Annotated in this window: 18 protein-coding genes and 1 other annotated feature; of the genes, 12 read left to right on the forward strand and 6 right to left on the reverse strand. The window is 50.6% G+C overall.

Features of this window, described 5'->3' with window-relative positions; genetic code table 11:
• Window positions 1-327 precede the first annotated feature (327 nt).
• Window positions 328-651, forward strand: coding sequence for a hypothetical protein (locus B2633_RS12485; RefSeq protein ID WP_483171023.1), 324 nt, complete (start codon window positions 328-330; stop codon window positions 649-651).
• 16 nt (window positions 652-667) lie between these two features.
• Here the strand turns inward: B2633_RS12485 and B2633_RS12490 are convergent, their stop codons facing one another.
• Together B2633_RS12490 and B2633_RS12495 are read right to left on the reverse strand one after the other, a co-directional pair.
• Complete coding sequence (locus B2633_RS12490; RefSeq protein ID WP_481042635.1) at window positions 668-1,186, reverse strand: C-GCAxxG-C-C family protein; 519 nt, start codon at window positions 1,184-1,186, stop codon at window positions 668-670.
• 404 nt (window positions 1,187-1,590) lie between these two features.
• Window positions 1,591-2,766: an NAD(P)/FAD-dependent oxidoreductase gene (locus tag B2633_RS12495; RefSeq protein WP_483171024.1), complete on the reverse strand. Its 1,176-nt coding sequence runs from the start codon at window positions 2,764-2,766 to the stop codon at window positions 1,591-1,593.
• Between the two features lie 172 nt (window positions 2,767-2,938).
• On the opposite strand from B2633_RS12495, the gene B2633_RS12500 reads away from it, so the two are divergent.
• The gene (locus tag B2633_RS12500; protein WP_483171026.1) at window positions 2,939-3,634 is read left to right on the forward strand and encodes a Crp/Fnr family transcriptional regulator; all 696 of its coding nucleotides are present in this window, start codon (window positions 2,939-2,941) and stop codon (window positions 3,632-3,634) included.
• A 75-nt stretch (window positions 3,635-3,709) separates the two neighbouring features.
• On the opposite strand, the gene B2633_RS12505 is transcribed toward B2633_RS12500, so the two are convergent.
• Window positions 3,710-4,609 carry an alpha/beta hydrolase fold domain-containing protein gene (locus tag B2633_RS12505; protein WP_483171027.1) on the reverse strand — a complete coding sequence of 300 codons (900 nt, stop codon included), beginning with the start codon at window positions 4,607-4,609 and terminating at the stop codon, window positions 3,710-3,712.
• 124 nt (window positions 4,610-4,733) lie between these two features.
• On the reverse strand, window positions 4,734-5,603 hold the full coding sequence (locus tag B2633_RS12510) for an isocitrate lyase/PEP mutase family protein (RefSeq protein WP_483171029.1): 870 nt from the start codon (window positions 5,601-5,603) through the stop codon (window positions 4,734-4,736).
• A gap of 162 nt (window positions 5,604-5,765) precedes the next feature.
• Between B2633_RS12510 and B2633_RS12515 the strand changes: the two genes are divergently transcribed.
• From B2633_RS12515 to B2633_RS12540, 6 genes are all read left to right on the forward strand, one after another.
• Complete coding sequence (locus B2633_RS12515) at window positions 5,766-6,302, forward strand: mismatch-specific DNA-glycosylase (protein ID WP_483171030.1); 537 nt, start codon at window positions 5,766-5,768, stop codon at window positions 6,300-6,302.
• 177 nt (window positions 6,303-6,479) lie between these two features.
• Window positions 6,480-6,731, forward strand: a binding site (T-box leader).
• A 106-nt stretch (window positions 6,732-6,837) separates the two neighbouring features.
• On the forward strand, window positions 6,838-8,340 hold the full coding sequence (locus B2633_RS12520) for a 2-isopropylmalate synthase (RefSeq protein ID WP_481042646.1): 1,503 nt from the start codon (window positions 6,838-6,840) through the stop codon (window positions 8,338-8,340).
• A 223-nt stretch (window positions 8,341-8,563) separates the two neighbouring features.
• On the forward strand, window positions 8,564-9,052 hold the full coding sequence (locus tag B2633_RS12525) for a hypothetical protein (protein WP_483171032.1): 489 nt from the start codon (window positions 8,564-8,566) through the stop codon (window positions 9,050-9,052).
• Between the two features lie 190 nt (window positions 9,053-9,242).
• Window positions 9,243-9,647, forward strand: coding sequence for a hypothetical protein (locus B2633_RS12530; protein ID WP_483171033.1), 405 nt, complete (start codon window positions 9,243-9,245; stop codon window positions 9,645-9,647).
• 39 nt (window positions 9,648-9,686) lie between these two features.
• Entirely contained in the window at window positions 9,687-10,244 is a 558-nt protein-coding gene (locus tag B2633_RS12535) for a hypothetical protein (RefSeq protein WP_483171034.1), read from the forward strand.
• A gap of 113 nt (window positions 10,245-10,357) precedes the next feature.
• On the forward strand, window positions 10,358-12,502 hold the full coding sequence (locus tag B2633_RS12540; protein ID WP_483171035.1) for a Tex family protein: 2,145 nt from the start codon (window positions 10,358-10,360) through the stop codon (window positions 12,500-12,502).
• A gap of 5 nt (window positions 12,503-12,507) precedes the next feature.
• Here B2633_RS12540 and B2633_RS12545 read toward each other — a convergent pair whose 3' ends face one another.
• Entirely contained in the window at window positions 12,508-13,704 is a 1,197-nt protein-coding gene (locus B2633_RS12545) for an acyltransferase (protein WP_483171037.1), read from the reverse strand.
• Between the two features lie 276 nt (window positions 13,705-13,980).
• Between B2633_RS12545 and B2633_RS12550 the strand changes: the two genes are divergently transcribed.
• The 4 genes from B2633_RS12550 (at window position 13,981) to B2633_RS12565 (ending at window position 18,599) form a co-directional block, all read left to right on the forward strand.
• Entirely contained in the window at window positions 13,981-14,865 is an 885-nt protein-coding gene (locus B2633_RS12550) for an MBL fold metallo-hydrolase (protein ID WP_483171038.1), read from the forward strand.
• Window positions 14,866-15,146: 281 nt separating this feature from the next.
• Window positions 15,147-15,998 (forward strand): M15 family metallopeptidase, encoded by an 852-nt coding sequence (locus B2633_RS12555; protein ID WP_483171040.1) that lies wholly within the window; start codon window positions 15,147-15,149, stop codon window positions 15,996-15,998.
• Window positions 15,999-16,647: 649 nt separating this feature from the next.
• Window positions 16,648-17,832, forward strand: a complete 1,185-nt coding sequence (locus tag B2633_RS12560) for a CaiB/BaiF CoA transferase family protein (protein WP_483171041.1) — start codon at window positions 16,648-16,650, stop codon at window positions 17,830-17,832.
• 332 nt (window positions 17,833-18,164) lie between these two features.
• Entirely contained in the window at window positions 18,165-18,599 is a 435-nt protein-coding gene (locus tag B2633_RS12565) for a CoA-binding protein (protein WP_483171042.1), read from the forward strand.
• A 268-nt stretch (window positions 18,600-18,867) separates the two neighbouring features.
• Here the strand turns inward: B2633_RS12565 and B2633_RS12570 are convergent, their stop codons facing one another.
• Complete coding sequence (locus B2633_RS12570) at window positions 18,868-19,656, reverse strand: CAP domain-containing protein (RefSeq protein WP_483171043.1); 789 nt, start codon at window positions 19,654-19,656, stop codon at window positions 18,868-18,870.
• Window positions 19,657-19,886 lie beyond the last annotated feature (230 nt).

Below are 19,886 nucleotides of genomic sequence, written 5' to 3' on the forward strand. Positions count from 1 at the left end.
CGAGAGTTATCTTCAGTTGGCCGAAGTTCTAGGGCTCCCTCCGCTGAAAACCAATATGACCTTAACTAATTTTCGAACGGCTACCAAACTGGATCTTTCCCTCAATCTGAAATAACAGGAGATTTTTCAACCCCTCAAATGCCCTCAAGCATAGTATCTGCGGTGCTTTTGACGATCCTATGTCATAAAGTCAGGACATGGCAATAAATAAACTTTATTTAATGTAATGATAAGGGAACTGGTCTTAAATGTGCGGATTGACCGATCTAACCCTGAATAGATATGACCACGATACGCAAGAAGACTATCTTTGCTCGTCGCTGCTATGTGAATGCAATATATCACATTTTAATATTAAATCCACTCCTTTTACTTTATTCCATAGGAATAATCCTTTACACAAAAGAACATTTTGATTCGCAAAGAAATTTAGAAGGCAGATGGTCATTGAAGGTCGATAAGGTGATTATGAATCTTATCATTGGCATAGTCTTCCTAATTGTAGGTATAAGGCCTATGGGTGCAGTAGGCTCTATAGGAGTCATAATTATTATTGTATATTCTTTGTTGGTAGGTTTATATAAGACAGCAAGCAAAAAAGAAAGCGGCTCAACACCGCTTTCTAATTTTTTAAAAAGAAATAAGACCTGAATATACCGGCGTAGCATCAAACCTTTTTGGCTACGTTCTCCCCGAAAGGCTGGGTATAACCATCGGAAGTGCCCTTCTCAATATATTCCGCCGCCATTCCGGCAACATCGATAACCATTTTCATACAAGCCTTAAAGCGGTTTTTATCAAACCACTCGGGGTAATCCTGGTTAAGGGTTTTACAGTCCAGAGCGCCGTATTTTTCCCTGAATTCATGGGACATACCATTAAAGAATCTGTACAGGCCGGGATTACCGTAGAGCCGGTCCACACGATCCTGGAATTCGCCCTCCATGGGGTTTTTACGTCCATGCACCGCCCCGACAGCCATAACTGCCCCGACCAGGGCTCCGCAATTGTGCCCGGCCAGTCCCATTCCGCCGCCGAACCCGGTAGCCAGTGCCACTGCCTCGGTGGGATATTCCGGAGCCACCCCGGTATCCAGAACCGCTTTGAGGACTGATTCTGCACAGTTAAGGCCAACTTTGAAATTATTTGCCGCATTATCTTTTACTTTTTCTACGAATTCGCTCATTGATTCCCCTCCTTAATAACCATTCGACTTACTCCATCAGCATGATACTCAGCAACCTTGCCTTACCGCCCCCTTTGCTGTTTGGTACTACCCATCACCCTAATGGTTTTCTTTCTATATATCTGTCTGAAGAAAACTCTTAAAACAGCACAGCTGCGTATTATGAGCCATATTGGAGTGCTGATAGTCAGAAGCCCTTACCGAATCGGCTATATGTATTAGTCTATATGTTATTATGATAAGGAATAATACTGGGATGGTCTATCAATTATTTAACAATCACTTTGAAATATCATATTGGTGCCGGTAATTGTACAGGCCTCTGACCCAGCTGCCTTTATTCCAACTGAAAGCCAGTTGCGCTTAGCTCAAACCGCCCTGGCTAACTGATGGCCTGGAAAAGTTTAAATCCTCCGCTGATGTTTCTCACCTGATAACCCTTCTGTTTCAATATGCGAGCTGCCGGGGTAATAAGTGGCATGCGGAGCGGGATGGGTATGACAGGCCAGGTAGTTAATTCCCTGCTGGCCCAGTCGTTTTTCGTTGCTGCCGGTGACTGCCACCACCATATCCATGAACTTAAGGATGGCGGTACCTTGGGTGCCGTTATATCTGGCCTGTCGGCCACAAATATGGTCGGCAGCCAACCTGCCCTGTTTGTTGGCTGGCCCGGCCAGAGGAACCAGAGCCGCTTTACCGGTAACAAAATCCTTTACCTGAATGGCGTCGCCAACCGCATATATATTGGGGTCGGAAGTCTGCAGGCCATCGTTGACCAGAATGCCCCCGGAAGATCCCAGAGCTAATCCAGCCGCTTCAGCCAAAGCGACCTCCGGGGCCACACCGATTCCCAGAACGGCCATATCGGCTGCTATAAATTGACCGCTCTGCAGTTCGACGCCTTCAACCCTGGAAGACCCCTTTAAGGCCACCACTTTATCATTCAGAATCAGGTTTACATTTTGGCGGCGTAAATACTGATGCAGGAACGCTGCCATTTCCGGATCCAGAGCGCCCATGACCTGTGCTGCGGACTCGATTACGGTGGTATTTATCCCTGATTGATGCAGGGCTTCCGCCATTTCCAGGCCAATAAAACCTGCGCCGATGATGGCCGCCGCCGCAGGCTGTTTGACGGTAACAAAATCTTTTATGAGATCACTGTCGGGAACATTGCGAACGGTAAAAACATTAGGCAGATTTATTCCGGGGATGTCAGGAATGATGGGATGGGCGCCGGGGGACAGTATCAGGTAGTCGTACTTTTCAACGTAAGTCTCCCCGGTGAGCAATTCCCTGACTTCAAGGGTTTTATCCTGGGGATGGATGCTGATCGCTTCATGGTGAGTGCGCACATCGATATTGAAGCGCTTGTGCATGGCCCGGGGGGTTTGCACCAACAGGCTCTGTCTTTTGTTGATTACACCCCCCACATAGTAAGGCAATCCACAATTGGCAAAGGATATGTGTTCACCGCGTTCGATGATTACAATTTCAGCCGCTTCATCCAGCCTCCTGAGTCTCGCTGCCGCACTGGCTCCTCCGGCAACACCACCGACAATGACGATCTTCTTGCTCATCATAATTCTCCTTTCCAGGTTGTCTCGGACGATAAATTATCCGCTCGCAATATTACAGTGCTTTCAACCCCGCCGCCACATCTTCTTTGCTGATTTTTTCACGATGATATATGATAACAATAGACCAAGGCTCAGATACCGGATATCAATTATTTGACAAGGATAATTACAAATGCCAGAATCTTTTAGCTATTCACTGGAGAGTCTGCCTTTCCTGACCTGTATTGAACCCGAACTGGTAACCACGCTGTGCAAGAGGGCGGCCATGTCAACCCATGTAAAACAGGGCGAGGCTTTATACAGGCAGGGAGATATTTCCGATGTCTTATTTGTGGTCCAAAAAGGGACCTTTAAATCTGTTTGGGTGAATCAGGAAGGCAAAGAGATTATATTGCAGTTGTCGGGAAAGGGCTCATTTCTGGGCGAGAATTCCATCTGCGATAAAACCAGGCATTTGACCTCGGCTATAGCCATGGTGGATTCCCGGGTGTGCATTCTCACCCGCGACAACCTGGAGGAAGTTATTCGGGAATCGCCAGGACTGGCGCTTCAAGTTATCTGTAACCTGGGCAACCGGCTGCGCGCTTTTTCCCAGGAGGTGCTTGATTTCCGTATCGGTTCGACCCGGGAGAGGGTGCTTAAACTTCTGATCAAACTGGCCGCCGAGTACGGCGAACCATGCCCAGAGGGTACTAGAATAAATATGAGACTCACTCAGTACGAGATATCCTGTTTCATCGGTGCTTCCCGGGTGATGGTGGCGCAAACCTTGAAAAGGCTGATTGCTGAAAACCAGGTGACTCGTGACAAGAACCAGTATATTCTGATTGATCCTGAGGGTGTCCGCGGTTCGTGCTGCTCAGGGTGATGAAACGCAGTCCCCGGCCATGATCCCAAGACGAAAACAGACCCGCCAGGGGTCTGTTTTCCGTTAAAAGACCGGTTATTTCAGGGTCTTATCTAGAAAGTCCAGAACATGGCTGATGCTTTCCGGGTTGGTAAAACCATGGCCATCATGACCCATACCGGGCATGGTTACCAACTGTACCTTATCCTTTCCCAAAACCGCTTCCAATTTCTTGGTGAGTTCGGTTGACTGCTGGTAAGGAACCAGGGTGTCAGCGGTGCCGTGCTGAATGTAAAACGGGGGATCATCCGGGGTTATATAATTGGCGGCATTTACCAGCTGTACCAGCTCTGGAACCAGGGTGATTCTATTACCCACATACTTTGACCCATACGAATCCAAAACATCCATCTTTTCACCGTTAATACCGCTTGTTTTGAATTGCTGATCCATAGTGGCGAGATCCACCGGGCCGCACCAGTCCACCACCGCTTGAACCCGGTCGGAAAAACGAGTGTACCCCATACTCAGGTCCTGCAATTCCTGAACGCCTGAAGAGGTCCCTGCCAGGGCTGCCAGGGCGCCGCCGGCTGAACTACCCCATACCGCAAGTTTGTTGGGATCCAGATGATATTTGCCTGCATTGGCGCGAATGAAGCGGATGGCGGCCTTTACGTCCTGAATCTGCGCGGGAGCAATCGCCTCCCCGCTCAGGCGATAATTAACGGCTACTACCGCATAACCGCGCTTCAACCCGGCTTTGGCGATTTCAGTGTCGGGACCCGTCTTGTCTCCGCCGCACCAACCGCCGCCGTGGATTGAAATGATGACCGGATAAGGTGCTTCAAATCCATCGGGAAGAAAGATATCCAGCTGCTGAGCCGGTGACGAGCCATAGGAAATATCCACGTAGGTGTCTTGACTGGCGTAAAGGGAACTGGCAACGATTATTAGTACCAATAATACCGCGAACATTACGGAAATCCGCTTATACATTTTTACCCTCCACTATGATATTATCAGCTGTCTATAAATCGGATCTACTCTATAAAAACCCTACAATATTTCACAGCCCTGTCTTGCACCAAGTAAAATATTGTGGCCTTCTAAAATCAGGAAATCATGTTTTATAGCGGCTGTCCAAATCCAGGTATTTTTCCAGTCCAACCAGTTGATTAAAATCATTGAATGACAACATCTCAGCCTGGCAGGCTGCGGTGGACCCGGTCGCCAGCAAGGTGGAAAAGACCTTCTCCAAGGCGGCGCCCAGGGCATATAAGGCGGTGCACGGCCAGAAGACTATCTTGAAACCGAGCTGTTTTAAATCTTCGCCGCTTAGGCAGGGGGTTCGCCCTCCTTCTACCATGTTGGCCACCAGTATCGTATCGGGAAAAGCCTGGCCGATAGCAGCCAGTTCAGATTCACTCTGTGGGGCTTCAATAAACAGGGCTTCGGCTCCCGCCTCTAAATAGCGCTTGCCTCGCTCTATAGCCCGGTGTAATCCCTGAGTAGCCAGAGCGTCGGTGCGCGCTACGATGAGAAGGTCCGGATCCTGCCTGGCTTCGCAAGCGGATCTGATCTTTTGAACGTGCTGCTCGCAAGGGATCACTTCTTTCCCCAGCATATGCCCGCAGCGTTTGGGAAACACCTGATCTTCAAAGATTATGGCTGCGGCTCCGATTCTTTCGTACTCCTGCACAGTGCGCCGCACGTGCAACGGGTTGCCGTATCCGGTGTCACCGTCTGCAATGACGGGAATGTCTATGGCATCGCGGATGGTCTTCAATGCGGCCGCCATTTCTGTCAGTGTGAGCACCCCAAAGTCTGGTTGAGCCAAGCGGGAGGCGGCGATGCTGTACCCCCCCATGATGATGAGTTTAAAGCCGATCTTTTCAATGATTCGCGCGCTTAAAGCGTCATAGGCACCAGGGGCCAAAAGTATACCGGGTTCTTCAAGCAAACCGCGGAGCCTGGCGGAATTAGTTGACATATTAGTGCAGACCTTTCATTTTTTGTTGTGGGTAAACATGGGCTAAATCTATAATATATTCTTAGACGGGAGGAGCATCTCCTGCATAGATACCCTTAAGTTTTTGTAATATGATAGTCTGTATTGCTGAAATCACATTTCCAGGGAAGGGCTGAACAGATTATGGATATACCCCTTGGAGAAGTTCCGGATTATATCAAACCGGGACTGAGGATTCTTTTTACGGGCTTCAATCCCAGTATACGCTCAGGTGAAACCGGATATCACTTTGCCAATCCCTCCAACCGGTTTTGGAAGATATTGTATCGTTCCGGTTTAACCCCCACATTGTTGAAGCCTGACCAGGGAGCAAGCCTTTTGGCACTGGGTTATGGGCTTACAAATATTGTGCCCCGCCCTACCCGGGCTGCTGCTGACATAAGTAAGGCAGAGTATGCAGCCGGGCGGGAACTGCTGAGAAGCAAGGTGATGGGGTATCGGCCTGGAATAGTGTGTTACGTCGGCAAGGGGGTCTATCAGGCCTATTCGGGAAAGAACCGTCTGTTGTGGGGTTTGCAGCCCGGTCAGGCGGTTGCGGGAGTAAAGGATTTTGTGGCTCCTTCCAGCAGCGGGCTGGTGCGCATGAAAGAGGCCGAGGTGATTGCCATCTATCGGCAACTGGCGGAATTAATAAACGATCCCGGGGCCTCGGTGTTTTAGGCGGGCATTTATTACCGGCTTTTCTCTCAATACCCATTGATGATATTTGCAGAATGCCAGGAAGGTTTCGAAATTTGGAATAATCGTGACCGTTATCGCATATATATAGGTATTGGTGGTTAATGACAAACCGTTGACTGGATAAATAATATTACTTATAATGTTATGCAATATATAAAAACGACTATGATAGGGATGAATAGGTAAACCCGATGGAGAAACAGAGAGCCGCCGGTTGGTGGAAGGCGGTCGCATCGACTTACCGAACTCCCCCTTGAGTTGCCGACCGAAGTTCCCAGTAGGCTCGGACGGAAACTTCCACCGTTAAAAGGAAGCGGATATCGGACGCTCAAGTCCCGTATCTGGTAAAGCGGGCGGCTGTTGTCGCTAAATTGAGTGGTACCGCGGAGTATACCCTTCGTCTCAAGTTAAATGAGCGAAGGGTTTTTTATATTTGATAAGGAGGTGGTTTCGATGGAACCAGACCTTGCTGACCTACTGAAATGCATATGCGATAATAAGGAGGATTTAAACCATGCGCAAGCTGTATATTTTCGATACCACCTTACGAGATGGGGAGCAATCCCTGGGTATCACCCTGAATGTCAAAGAAAAACTGGCTATCAGCCGCCAGCTGGTGAAGCTGGGAGTGGATATCATCGAGGCGGGATTCCCGGCCTCTTCTCCCGGTGATTTCGATTCGGTCCGAACCATTGCCAAAGAGATTAAAGGGGTTGCCATTTGCGGGCTCACCCGGGCGGTGGAAAAGGATATTGATATCTGCGCGGAAGCCCTGCGCGAAGCGGAGGCCCCCCGCATTCATACCGGAATCGCGGTTTCTCCGGTGCATATGGCCAAAAAACTGCAGATGCCGCCGTCCCAGGTGGTCGAGGCCGCGGTAGCGGCGGTTAAACGGGCTAAGAAATATGTAAATGATGTTGAATTCTACGCGGAAGATGCTTCCCGCAGCGAACGCGATTTCCTGGTTGAGATCATAACCAAAGTCATTTCCGCAGGCGCCACGGTTGTTAATATACCTGATACCGTGGGCTATGTCACCCCCTGGCAATATGGCGACCTGATCGCTCATTTAGTGGCCAATGTCAAGAACATTGACCGGGCTATAATCAGCATTCACTGTCACAATGATCTGGGAATGGCCACGGCCAATTCCCTGGCGGGCATCAGGGCCGGGGCTTCCCAGCTGGAAGGCACCATAAACGGCATCGGCGAGCGGGCCGGGAATACTTCCTTGGAGGAAGTAATCATGGCCATTTACAGTCAGAAGAGTCTCTATGGAGTGGATGTCGATATCAATACCCGGGAAATTGCAGCCACCAGCCGCATGGTTTCACGTATTACCGGCGTGGCCGTGCCCAGCCACAAGGCTATTGTCGGTTCTAACGCGTTTATGCACGCTTCAGGCATTCATCAGGACGGGGTATTGAAGAAGCGGGATACTTATGAGATTATTGATCCCGAAGTGGTAGGCTTCCCGCGCAGCCTGATCGTACTCAGCGCACGTTCCGGGCGTCATGCCTTGAAACACCGCCTGGCGGAATTAGGTTATACCAATATTGAGGATAATCTGGATTATATCTATGCCAAGTTTCTCGATTTGGCGGATTTAAAGGGCGAGGTATTCGATGAAGACCTGCATGCCCTGATGGGCAATGCCGGCAAAGAGGTGAACGGAATGTCCATCAAACAATTATCGGTTACCTCCAATGGGGCGGCCAATGCTGCCGCAACCATCACTCTGGAAGTCAATGGTGAAGTGTACAGTGATGCGGCTTGCGGCGACGGTCCGGTGGACGCGGTTTTTAAAGCAGTGGATAGGATTGTGGGCAAGCCCGTTCAATTGGAGGATTTCGCCCTGAAATCGGTCAGCCGCGGCTCCGAAGCTATGGGGGATGCTACGGTGAAGATCCGCTATAAAAACAGCCTGGTGGTGGGAAGAGGGGTCAGCACCGACATCTTCGAAGCCAGTGCGCTAGCTTATGTGAACGCCTTATGCAAAGCGGGATATATCGATTGATCAGGTCGGAGTTAAAATAAATAGGCTGATTTATAGAGGCTTTCTCCTGATGGGGATGGCCTCTATGGTATAGCTGGGAACTGCCGATGCGCATCAGAGCTCATCCGGGCATAATGTTTATACAAACCTTCTATAATGCTGCATACCGGCTTACCAAAAGAGGAAAAATTATGGTAATGACGAACTATTCACCAATACTAAGCTTTAGTGGGAGGACGAATTATTGCTAGGGTATATTGCCGGAATCACTTTAGTGTTATTTCTGCTATTCTCGATTATATCCCTGGTCAGGGTGTTTACTGCCCGACCGGCTTCGTTTTGGGGGAAAGGCGCCGGGGTTACCGCCTTGTTGTTTACGGTAGCCTTTATACTGTGGATAGCTGTGGAAATCCCGGCTTATGAGCGCCAGCAGGCCAAGATTCTCTATCAGATGGGCCAGGATTACCTGGCGGCAGGTGATCACTCTATGGCTTATGATAGTTTTGTAAAAATAAGCAAGGCGGACCAAGAAATCTATGCTGAAGTTCAGCCAGTGTTGGACGAATTGAGAACGCCTTTGGCCATGGCAAAACTTGAAGAGGCCAAAGCCCTTTATACGGATGAACAGTATGACGCCGCCCTGGATGCGCTGAAAATAAGTATGAAATATTTACCATTAGGTGAAAGTAAATCGTTGCTGCCTGCGTATCAAAAAGCAGCGGGAAGGAAATAGAACGGCCTCAGGCCAAGGGCATTGCCGCGATTTCCGGGCGGGTGCTTTAAGGTTGCAACGAGGATAGTTCCAGGCTGCCCGGTTTTATCTATATTTCCACAGGTAGATCTGCCAGGGTCAACGGGTTGCAGCTTGACGGCCGCGAACTTTGTGGGAAAAATAAAAACGTCAAGAATATGGGAGTGGCGAGGTGATGAAATCCATGCAGTTTGAAATGTCCAATTCGGAAAGAATTTACAGTATACTGGCCATCCTGATTGGAATCGTGATTCTGCTGGGGTTGGTGGGTCAATTCATTATTATCTCCGACAAGGCCCCTCCTCAAGCCGTGGTTTATGTGGACCAGAGTACGGGCATCTATTATGCCCCGCCATATATACTGGGCAAAAAATATCCGGCTGGCTTTGATGAAAGCAATCTTAAGGCTGTTACTGTGGCTGAGGCGGAACAGAAGTCGTATGAGGCTGATCCGGCTTGTGTTGAGCTCGGTTATTTCAAACAAAAGAGCACCTTAAACGACAGACTCAGGATAATGACGGGCCTGGCTGAAAAACCGCCGAGCCGCTGGAATGACGACGGCTCCTGGAATTGGTAGCAGGTGCGCTTTGAGGACGGTTCAATGGGGAGGGACGGTATGGAAAAAAGACCTCATATTATATCATCGTCGCCGGGGGCTGATGCTCTCAGTGACAATACCCCGGTCAAAAAGCGCGGCTTGTGCTTGCAGGCCGGAGTTTACCGGCACCCCTGCCGGGATTGTGAGGAGTGCGTCTGGATAGACCAGGTTCCCATGGACAAGGATTACAGAGATATTGTCTCCATACACGCGGCTTCCGGCTGCCAGGGGGGAGGCGGGGTTGAGTTCAAGTTGGACCTTCCGGAAGGTCGGGGCACCTGGAGGAGATTCCGCTGCTGGGATGCTGCCCGGGGCAGCCATGAAGCTCCGCTGGAGGAAAAGACTATCTTTATGGACTCTGCCGGTCTGTCCGGTTTTATAGATGGCTTGCAGGGCTGTGGGCTGCTCTACTGGGGAGAAAGATACGAACTGGACGAAGGTGAGGGCAGCGAATGGGTGATTCGCATTGAGTTCGATGGCTTTCGGGTCAAGAAAAGCGGGCAGAACTCCTTTCCCCGCAAATGGGAGTCATGGTGTCGATTGTTAAATGATTGTCTGCAGGTGGAATTCCGCTAGAATAGCGTTTCGTATTATCAAATTAAGCGAATGATTAGTATAGCCAGCACTAGCTTACATTTATTGGGAAATGACTAGGCTGGTTTTTGTTATCACTTTTTGGAGGCAGAGAAATGGATAACATCTTGGCACAGATAGCGTTAGAGACGCAGATACCGGGCCGTCAGGTTGAAATAGTAGCAAAATTGTTGGATGAAAGCAATACTGTACCTTTCATCGCCCGGTATCGCAAAGAGATGACCGGGGGATTGGACGAAGTGGCCATTCGCCTCATCGAAGGACGGCTCAAATGGCACCGTGCCCTGAAGCAGCGCAAAGAGGAGGTTATCCGCCTCATCGCCGAGCAGGGCAAACTGAGTCCGGAACTGGAGGGCAGGATCATGCAGGCGGCGCGGCCGGTAGAAGTTGAAGATATATATCTGCCCTTCCGACCCAAACGCCGCACCCGGGCAGCCGCCGCCCGGGAAAAAGGCCTGGAGCCCCTGGCCCAATGGATGCTCTCACCCCAGAGCGGCGATCCTCTGACGATGGCTGCTCGGTTTACCGGCGAGACGGTGGCGGATGCAGAGGAAGCTCTGCAGGGGGCTATGGACATCATCGCCGAAACGGTAGCCGAAGACGCCCGCAGCCGCAGTTGGCTGCGCGACTATGCCCGCAAACAGGGGGTGCTGATGGTTAAGGCCCGGGATGCCGGCGCAGAGTCGGCTTACACCATGTATTACCAGTATCAGGAGTCCGTCTCCAGGATACCGGCCCATCGCATCCTGGCCATCAACCGGGGGGAGCGCGAGGATTACCTGAAAGTAACACTGGTATACGATACCGATAACCCCCGTGATCATTTGACCGGTCAATATGCCAAAACCCCTGAAAAGGCGGGCTACATCGGCCGGGCGGTAGAGGACAGCCTGAGCAGGCTGTTGAAACCGGCTATAGAGAGGGACCTGCGCACAGAGTTGACCCAGCGCGCCAACCAGCAGGCTATGCAGATTTTTGCCCGCAACCTGAAAAGCCTGCTGCTGCAGCCGCCGGTGCGGGAGAAAACCGTTCTGGGCATAGATCCCGCCTTCAGGACCGGATGCAAATGGGCGGTAGTGGACAGTACCGGCAAAAAGCTGCAGGTAGGAGTGGTATATCCCACCCCGCCGCAGCAGCGTATTGCCGAGGCTGAAGCGATACTCCTGGAGGTTATGCTAAGATACGGGGTGAACGCCATCGCCATCGGCAACGGTACCGCTTCGCGGGAGACGGAGCAATTTGTGGCCGCCATGATAAAGAATCACGCTGTCGAGGTTCCATATACCATCGTCAGCGAAGCCGGGGCCAGCGTCTATTCAGCTTCGCCCCTGGCCGCGGAGGAATTTCCCGGTCTGGAAGCAGCCCAGCGCAGCGCCATTTCCATCGCCCGCCGGCTGCAGGACCCGCTGGCGGAACTGGTGAAAATCGAACCCCGTTCCATCGGGGTGGGCCAATACCAGCATGACCTGCCCGCCCGGGAATTGGATGAGAATCTCTCCACAGTGGTGGAATCCGCGGTAAACCAAGTCGGGGTGGACTTGAATACCGCTTCCGGGGCCTTGTTGTCATATATAAGCGGCCTTTCCCGGAGCACCGCCCGCAACATCGTACAATACCGGGATGCCCACGGCCCTTTCGGAAGGCGGCATGAGCTTCTGCAGGTCCCTCGGCTGGGGCCCAAAGCCTTTGAACAGGCGGCGGGTTTCCTGCGTATTTACGGCACCGAAAACCCCCTGGACAGCACTGCCATCCACCCTGAATCCTATCACCTGGCCGTGGAGATCGTCAGCAGAGCCGGGGCATCGCTGGCGGAGATCGGAGCCGATTCCCTGCGGGATAAAGCCCGCCGCCTGGACATCAAGGCCTTGGCCCGGGAATTGGCGGCCGGGGAACCGACCCTGCGTGATGTGCTGGAGTGCCTCTTCAAACCGCACCGCGATCCCCGGGATGAACTGCCGCCGCCGCTGTTTCGCAGCGATGTCCTGGATATCGAAGCCTTGAGCCCGGGCATGGTTCTCCCCGGTACAGTGCGCAATGTGGTTGATTTCGGCGCCTTCGTGGATATCGGCATCAAGCAGGACGGGCTGGTGCACATTTCGGAACTGGCGGAGAGGTATGTCAAGCATCCCCTGGATGTGGTAGCGGTTGGGGACGTGGTTCAAGTTGCGGTCATATCTGTGGATAAGGAGCGCCATAAAGTGGCCTTATCCATGAAACAGGCCGGCAGCCGGGGAAAATAGCGGGCTTATACGTCCAACGGGGGAGCAACCGGCGGATGGGTCGGTGCAGGCATGGCTTTGCGGCGCGCTCCCGGTACCCGGCCCACAAACAGGTCTCCCACCGGAGTACGCATCCTGCTCAAGCCATAGCTCAATAACAGGGTGAGGCCTGCACAGGCCACAAAGGTGATCATGATCTGAACGATAGTATTGAGCCCTCCGAAATTTGCCCGGGTAAAGGCATCTGTATAATGCAGCACGAAGGGATGGGCGAAATAGCAGCCGAAGGAGCACTGCCCGAAAGCGCGCAGCAGTCGCCTTATCCATTGATGTCTGGGCAGCCAGGTTAAGGACAGATGATAAAAGGTTAAGACCGAGGAAATCAGGTAAACCATCATAAGATAGCTCAGGGGCAGGGTGAGCTGATAATTGATGGCATACAGGCCCTCAGGGGTTGTTGTCAGGGTCTGGGCCATCTGATGAAAAATCACAGCGAAAGCCGCGATATTGACCACCCAGTTTACACTCTGGAAGCGGCGCAGGATACTGCGCAGCCTGTCAATATACAGACCGGCAAAGCCGCCCAGAATAAAATAGAAAAACCAGCTTAGAAAAATGCGGTCGCGATAATCCAGCAGGGTCTTAAATAAGGGCAGGGATGCCCGTTCATACAGTCCCGGCACCAAATGGTGATAACCCCACAGATAGGCAAAATACAGCAAGCAGCTTGCGCCTAAAACAGCTATAGCCCAATGGCGCCCGCGGCGAACCACATATCTGAATAAGGGGAAGACCAGATAAAACTGAAGTATCATAACCATAAACCAGAGATGGTAATAGCCTTCCCCGGAGACTATTAATCTGGCCAGTCGCGCCAATAGTGCGGTTTCACTGTTGGCCCCGGCGCCGGAAATCAAGCTGATCCACACAAAATAAAACAATGTCCATACGAAATAAGGGATAAATACCTGGGAGAACCTTCTCTTTAACATCTGCGGATAATCAAGCTCTCCGTCACTGTGGTTGTAAAACAAAACCAGACCGGTGATAAAGACAAACATAGGGACCGCAAAACGGATCAATAACAAAAGAAAAGCTGAAACCAATGCGTTGCTTGCTGATGACGCCGGAAGATAAATAAAGCTGGCCAGGGCGTGCTGCAAGACGATGGCCAAAAAGGAGATTCCCCTGAGCAAATCAATTTCACTTATTTTTCTCTTCAACATATTTTTACCATTCCTCATAAATAGCTTTTAATATTCTTGATATATTTAAGAAATCCTTTTTCCCCGCATTTTCGTACCATCTAAACCTAAGTTTAGAGTTCATTCTCTGGCATCATATCGTCCTGCGCAAAGCCCCCTTTTTGCTGCCGGATTGCTTAGCAGCAACTGCTTAGATCAGCCGGCTGTATGATTTATATCCTAATTCTCGCCAGTAATAGAATATACTAGAACTAGTTTCGCATTTTGTTAGGATAAAAAAGGAGGGGTTATGATATGAGCCTGAGATTAACGGACAATGTTTGGTGTTTGGGCAATCATCTTTTCCACTTCTTTGTGGTGGGTCAAAGGCAATCCATTATAGTGGAAGGCGGGGTAAGCGGTGCAGTGGCCAATCTGCGTCAGCAATGGCCGGAGTTGAATCCCCAGCCCGAGGTAGCCAACCTTTTAGCCATGCATGCCCATTTCGATCATATCTGCGGCATTCCTCACTTGCTGGAGTTGTTCCCGGAGGCCCGGGTAGCCGCCAGTTCCTATGCCTGCCAGGTCATGCAGAAGCAAAAGGTAATGACCGGTTTTTTTGCCCAGGATCGCGAAATGGTAAAAGTACTCATAGAACGGGGCTTCCTGGATAAAGCCGTGGAAGTGCCCGAGCCCAAGGCAATAGCGGTTCAGACTATCCTGAATGATGGCGACGAGATTAAAACCGGGGACGGGTGCACGCTGGAAATAATCGCTGCCCCGGGGCACAGCCCCTGCAGCGTGGCGGCTTATTTGCCTGAAGACAAAGTGTTGTTTATTTCAGACGTGGCCGGTTTTCAGATTTCCGATAAGGAGATTTTTCCGATATTTTTTCAGAGCTATGAAATGTACATGGATTCCATACAGAGAATGCGAGGGTTCCCGGCCCGGGTGGTGGGGCTGGCACACGGCACTTTGTGGAGCGGACAACAGATCCCGGCCTTCTATGAGCGGGCCCTGCAAGCGGCCCGGCAGGCTTACCATAGTATTCGGGAAATGAGTGAGGCCGGGATAGATCATGAGCAAATGGTAAATACCCTTTTTGCACGTTATTACCGGGGCGATCTGCAGATATACACCCCGGAGAATATAAATCTCTGCGTCAATTTGTTGATCAAGCGGGTGCAGGAGTGCCTTTAGTGATAGAATGAAAAACTGCTTGAGGATTGAAAACCGCCCCGATTAAGTACTGGTAGTCCGGAGGGCAGTTGAGAATGTCTTGATATTTTCCGCAGCGGCGGTGATGGAAGACCTCTTTCAGGGCCCTGGTACGGGCTTTACCTAATCTTACCTTTGACGACAAAATGCTGTCATCGGTAGAATTGAATGTAAAGCCAGCAGTAACTATCCAGCAATGGCATTTTAGTATAGCTCAGCAGCTATGGTGCTATATCTGGATGAATATGGGCCAGGAGGTTTTAATGAATAAAATACCCGTATACTTGGCAGCACTCATTTTTATCGTCATGCTGTTTGTCAGTACGTGGAGTTCAAACCACCCGGACGTTCCAGGGACTCCAGCGCTGACAGCCTCAAGTCAGGCTCTTCAGCCGGAAGCAATCCCATCATCACCGGTAGTTGAGCCGTCATCAGAACCGCAGGATCCGGTTGAACCCCGGGATGCTCAGGGGGATAAGCCGGATGCGGTCTCCGCTGCCGCTGATGTCACCGCCAGCCCGAGTGCGCAGTCTGTTAAGACAAGCTCAGCAAAACCGCAATCCTCAACCAAAGCTTCTGCTCAGACTCCCCAGGTTTCAAGAGCCAATTCCCTAAAAACCGACGTGAACAAATATCCCAAACTCAGTGTGAGCAAAGGCATCTACGGCCAATTTCGCTACCGGGAACTGAGTGGGGGCAGAATAGAGATCGATCCCCAATGGGTGGAGGAAAACATCGTATACGTAAAGCTGCCCGGAGTAAACCGGACCGTCCCAGTACATAGATTAGCCCAAGACAGGTTTATCCAGGCGTTTACGACTATAGCCAACGGTACCGCAACTGTTAATGGCAAAAAAGTATCGCTTTTAAGCCTAGTAAGAACTTTTGACGGCACCTGGGTTCCCCGGCATGTCAATTGGAATGCCAGCAAAGGCCTGAGCAATCATTCCTGGGGCATAGCTGTGGACATAAACGCTTCCAATCATCTCAGGTATGTGAATCCCCAGACTGAAACCAACGATCCTAATCTCATTCTATGGCAAAAAGCGTTCCAACCAGCCGGCTTTAAATGGGGCAACTCCTACTCTGACTCCATGCATTATGAGCTTTATTAGTCATAATGAAAAGGGTATATCGGGCTGCAGGAACGATATACCCTTTGGTTGTGCGCCCGGCATGGGCGCGGTCTAACGGGTGCAAGTCCCGAACACCCCCGTACCCCTTTCTCAAAATCCCCCATCTGCGTTAAAGCAGGGGCAGCTTTCGGGCCGGCCTCTCTTTTTAATTCACTCCAACCTGGTGACGCTGGTATGGCTGTTTTAATACCGGGCGCATTGGTGGTGATGGGGCATTGCGCCTCCCTGGTGATAATGAGCAGTATTGTGCTGGAAAAACCATTATAATAAAATACAAGTAAGCGATCACCGCAGTTCTCGTTTTACCAAGCATACCGCCAGGTATGCTTTTTATGCTAATAATGAATTTTGACCCGGAATAATATTTCTTAGAGAGAGATAATTCCAGACCAACCACCTGCCTGTATAATTACATGCCGCCTGTGACAACAGGTCTGTTAGCTGTTGCCGGGAAGAGGTATGGAAGCGGACACTTATTGTGGCGAGGCCAGGGCTCTTGGAAGCAGCATGGTTGGCCGGGCCTGATTGTCATGTTGTTTATACCGGAAGCCCCGGGCGGGAGAGAGGGTGATACAATAAGGATTTGGAGAGTGAAGTGAAGATATTGGTATGATAGGGAGGAATAAATATGAACTTACCCTTGGAAGGTATCCGAGTGCTGGACTTATCCAGATATTTGCCAGGACCTTTTGCGACCCAGATGCTGGCTGACTTTGGAGCCGAGGTAATAAAAGTCGAGGATCCCAAAGGGGGCGATTTGGGACGCATGCTTCCGCCCCTGATTGCCGGAGAAAGCGCCCGCTTTTTTACCGTGAACCGCAATAAGAAAAGCATCACTTTGGATCTCAAAAAAGCCGAAGGCCAAGAAGTGTTTAAGCGCTTGGCAGCCAACAGCGATGTGGTTGTTGATCAATTCAGACCCGGGGTAATGGAGAAAATGGGTTTAGGCTACGAACAGCTGAAAGCCGTCAACCCCGGTATTATTTACTGTGCCTTGACTGGCTATGGTTTGGACGGACCTCTGCGCGACGCTGCCGGCCACGACCTTAATTACCTGAATTTAGCTGGCATTACCGGCGTAACCGGGGTATATCAAAGCAAACCGGCCATAAGCGGGACCCAGATAGCGGATATCGCCGGAGGTACTTTACATTCGGTTATCGGCATTTTACTGGCCCTGGCCGCCCGGCAAAAAACCGGGCAGGGACAAATTTGTGATGTCGCCATGATGGATGCCTCCGTCAGTCTGATGGCTTATACGCTGGGCGAGTGGTCCGGTCAGGGGACCCTGCCGGTATTAGGGGACGACCTGTTAACGGGTGGTTATGCTTTCTACCAGATCTACACTACCAAAGACGGAAAATACGTAAGCCTGGGAGCGGTCGAGGACAAATTCTATGCCGAATTCTGCAGGAAAATCAACCGCCCTGATCTGATTGAAAAACAATTTAAAAAGGCCTCACAACGGCAGATCATAGCTGAGATCTCAGAGATAATGCTGGAGCGCACCCGGGATGAGTGGGTAGAGTTTTTTGCCGATAGTGACATCTGCTTCACTCCGGTCCTGGAATTGGACGAAGTCTGCCAGCATCCCCAGGTGAAAGCGCGCAACATGATCATTGAGATGGAGAATTTCAGCAACACTGATAAAACCGTACGCCTTACCGGCATTCCTATAAAATTATCAGAGACCCCCGGCCAGATAAAACTGAAGTTTCCCATTTTGGGGGAACACAATGACGAAGTGCTGATGTCCGTGGGAGGTTTTACCCAGGAAGAAGTCAAGAATCTGCGGGCAGAGAAGGTAATCTAAAGGGCATAAGTTTTGAATAATTTTGTCATGCCCGGGAACAGCGAGAAATAAATCTACATAAGACCCGCAACAAACTGAGCCCCTGGATATTACCGGGGGCTCAGACCGTCGACAAAAGCGAATAACTGCGTTGCTCAATAGGTCCGCTCAATCAACGTACTATTTGTACGCCTCAATCGCGGGCCTATTGAGCGCCTGGCTCTTCGCTTCCGCCGCTCGCCCTGCACAGCTTTATTACAGGCCGATCCAGGATCGTTGATATCGGCCAATCACGATGCTATGATGGTTACAGGTGCAGCTAACCCCAGGTTAGCGGAGAAGGAGCATACGTTATGAAAGATTTCTTCAGGAAATACCATCGTTTTGCAGTAGTGGGGCTGTCCAGGGATCCCAAGTCCTTCAGCAGAGGGGCTTGTAAGTTCTTAATCGACCAGGGCTGCGAACTTGTTGCGGTAAACCCCCGGGAGGAAAACATCGCCGGGATAGTTAGCATGCCGTCGTTAGATCTGATTCCGGAGGTAGATGGGGCTATTTTTTTCACCAATCCCCGGGTTACTGTGACCCTGTTACCGCAGTGCCTTGACCAGGGCATTAAAAAGGTATGGTTTCAACAGGGGTCTGCTGACGAGGCGGTTTTAAAGCTTGCTCAACAACTGGGCCTGAGTTACGTCAACTCCTGTGTCTTTCTTCACCATCCCCGGGCCGGTTTTCCGCACAATGTCCACCGTGCTGTAGCCCGCGTTTTCAAATTAGACAATACTCTGTAAGTGAAGCGGAGATATTGATATTTTCTATTTTACAGCCCTTTACGGGCTGTTTTTCTGTGCCGGTTCAATATGAAAACCCCCTGAGGTAATCAAACCAGCCGCTTTTTACCCAAAGTATCATAAGGGAGAAAAAACGTCAGACCGCCTTAAAAATACCATAAGCCGTTCAAGATGGATGAGAGATACGGCAGGTAGCTATCAGCGGCAGTATCAGGCGACCGGGCTTTGTGATGGCCCGCTCTTTTCAGGAAAATCAGTCCGGCTGACGTTAATTGGTAAACCATTGGGTTACGTACAAATAGTTTTCTTCCCAATAAAAACCCAGGCCGACCTTTTTGAAGTTGGGGTTTAAAATATTGGCCCGGTGCCCGCTGGAATTCATAAAAGCGTTGTGGCTTCCCAGGACGCTGAAATTCTTAGCGATGTTTTCAGCCGCGTAGCGGTAAGTTATACCCTGGTTTTTCATCATATCAAACGGACTGCCATAGGTGGGCGAGTTATGGCTGAAATAATTATTCACGGCCATATCTTTGGACTTCATATAAGCCCCCTGGCAGAGGGCGCTGTTCAGAGCCAGCGGGGATAGCCCTTTTTCTGCCCGGGCAGTGTTGATATAGCCCAGCATCTCCTGCGCTGCATTGTCAGGCTGGGTGCTGTTGGCCGGAGCAGGCTTGGCCCTGGTCGGAGTATTTGCCTGGGCGACTGTTTTGGAAGGAGTGGTGGCGGCAGGCGGCTTATCCGCCGCTTTACCGGCATCATCAGCTGTATTTCCATGGTATTCTTTGGCGCTTGTATTGCCCTGAGGCTGTTGATTGCCGGCTTCAGGATCGGGAACCGGCACCGCCTGGGGAGTGTCAACCTCTGCGGTTACAGCGGTTTGTCCGGGAACGGTTCCGGGTGATGTATTGAGGTCGACTTCTTTAAGTTGGGATTCAGAAGCAAACCAGGGATCGGCCAAACTAATGCTGGCCAGGTAATTATGCAGGGGAGTGTCCGCGACTATCGCGTAGGCGAGCAGCGCACTGATCAGATAAATAAACCATGAGTATTTTTTCATATTGGTATCCTCCCGGCCATGACTTTGACCTTAGCGGTCCAATCAATTTAACTCCATAATCAGCCTCTAATTATATATTCGAGTTTAATTCAGCTTTTTCTGATGTTTAATTTTAAAAAATTACCGCCGGCAAAGACAAACTTGCCATCAAAACCAAAAGCAGAGGGCTATAACCCTCTGCCCAGACCGTCGACAAAAGCGAATACTTGCGTTGCTCAATAGGTCCGCTC

This window comes from Syntrophomonas sp. UBA1041, assembly GCF_002316705.1.
Lineage (GTDB): Bacteria > Bacillota > Syntrophomonadia > Syntrophomonadales > Syntrophomonadaceae > DTU019.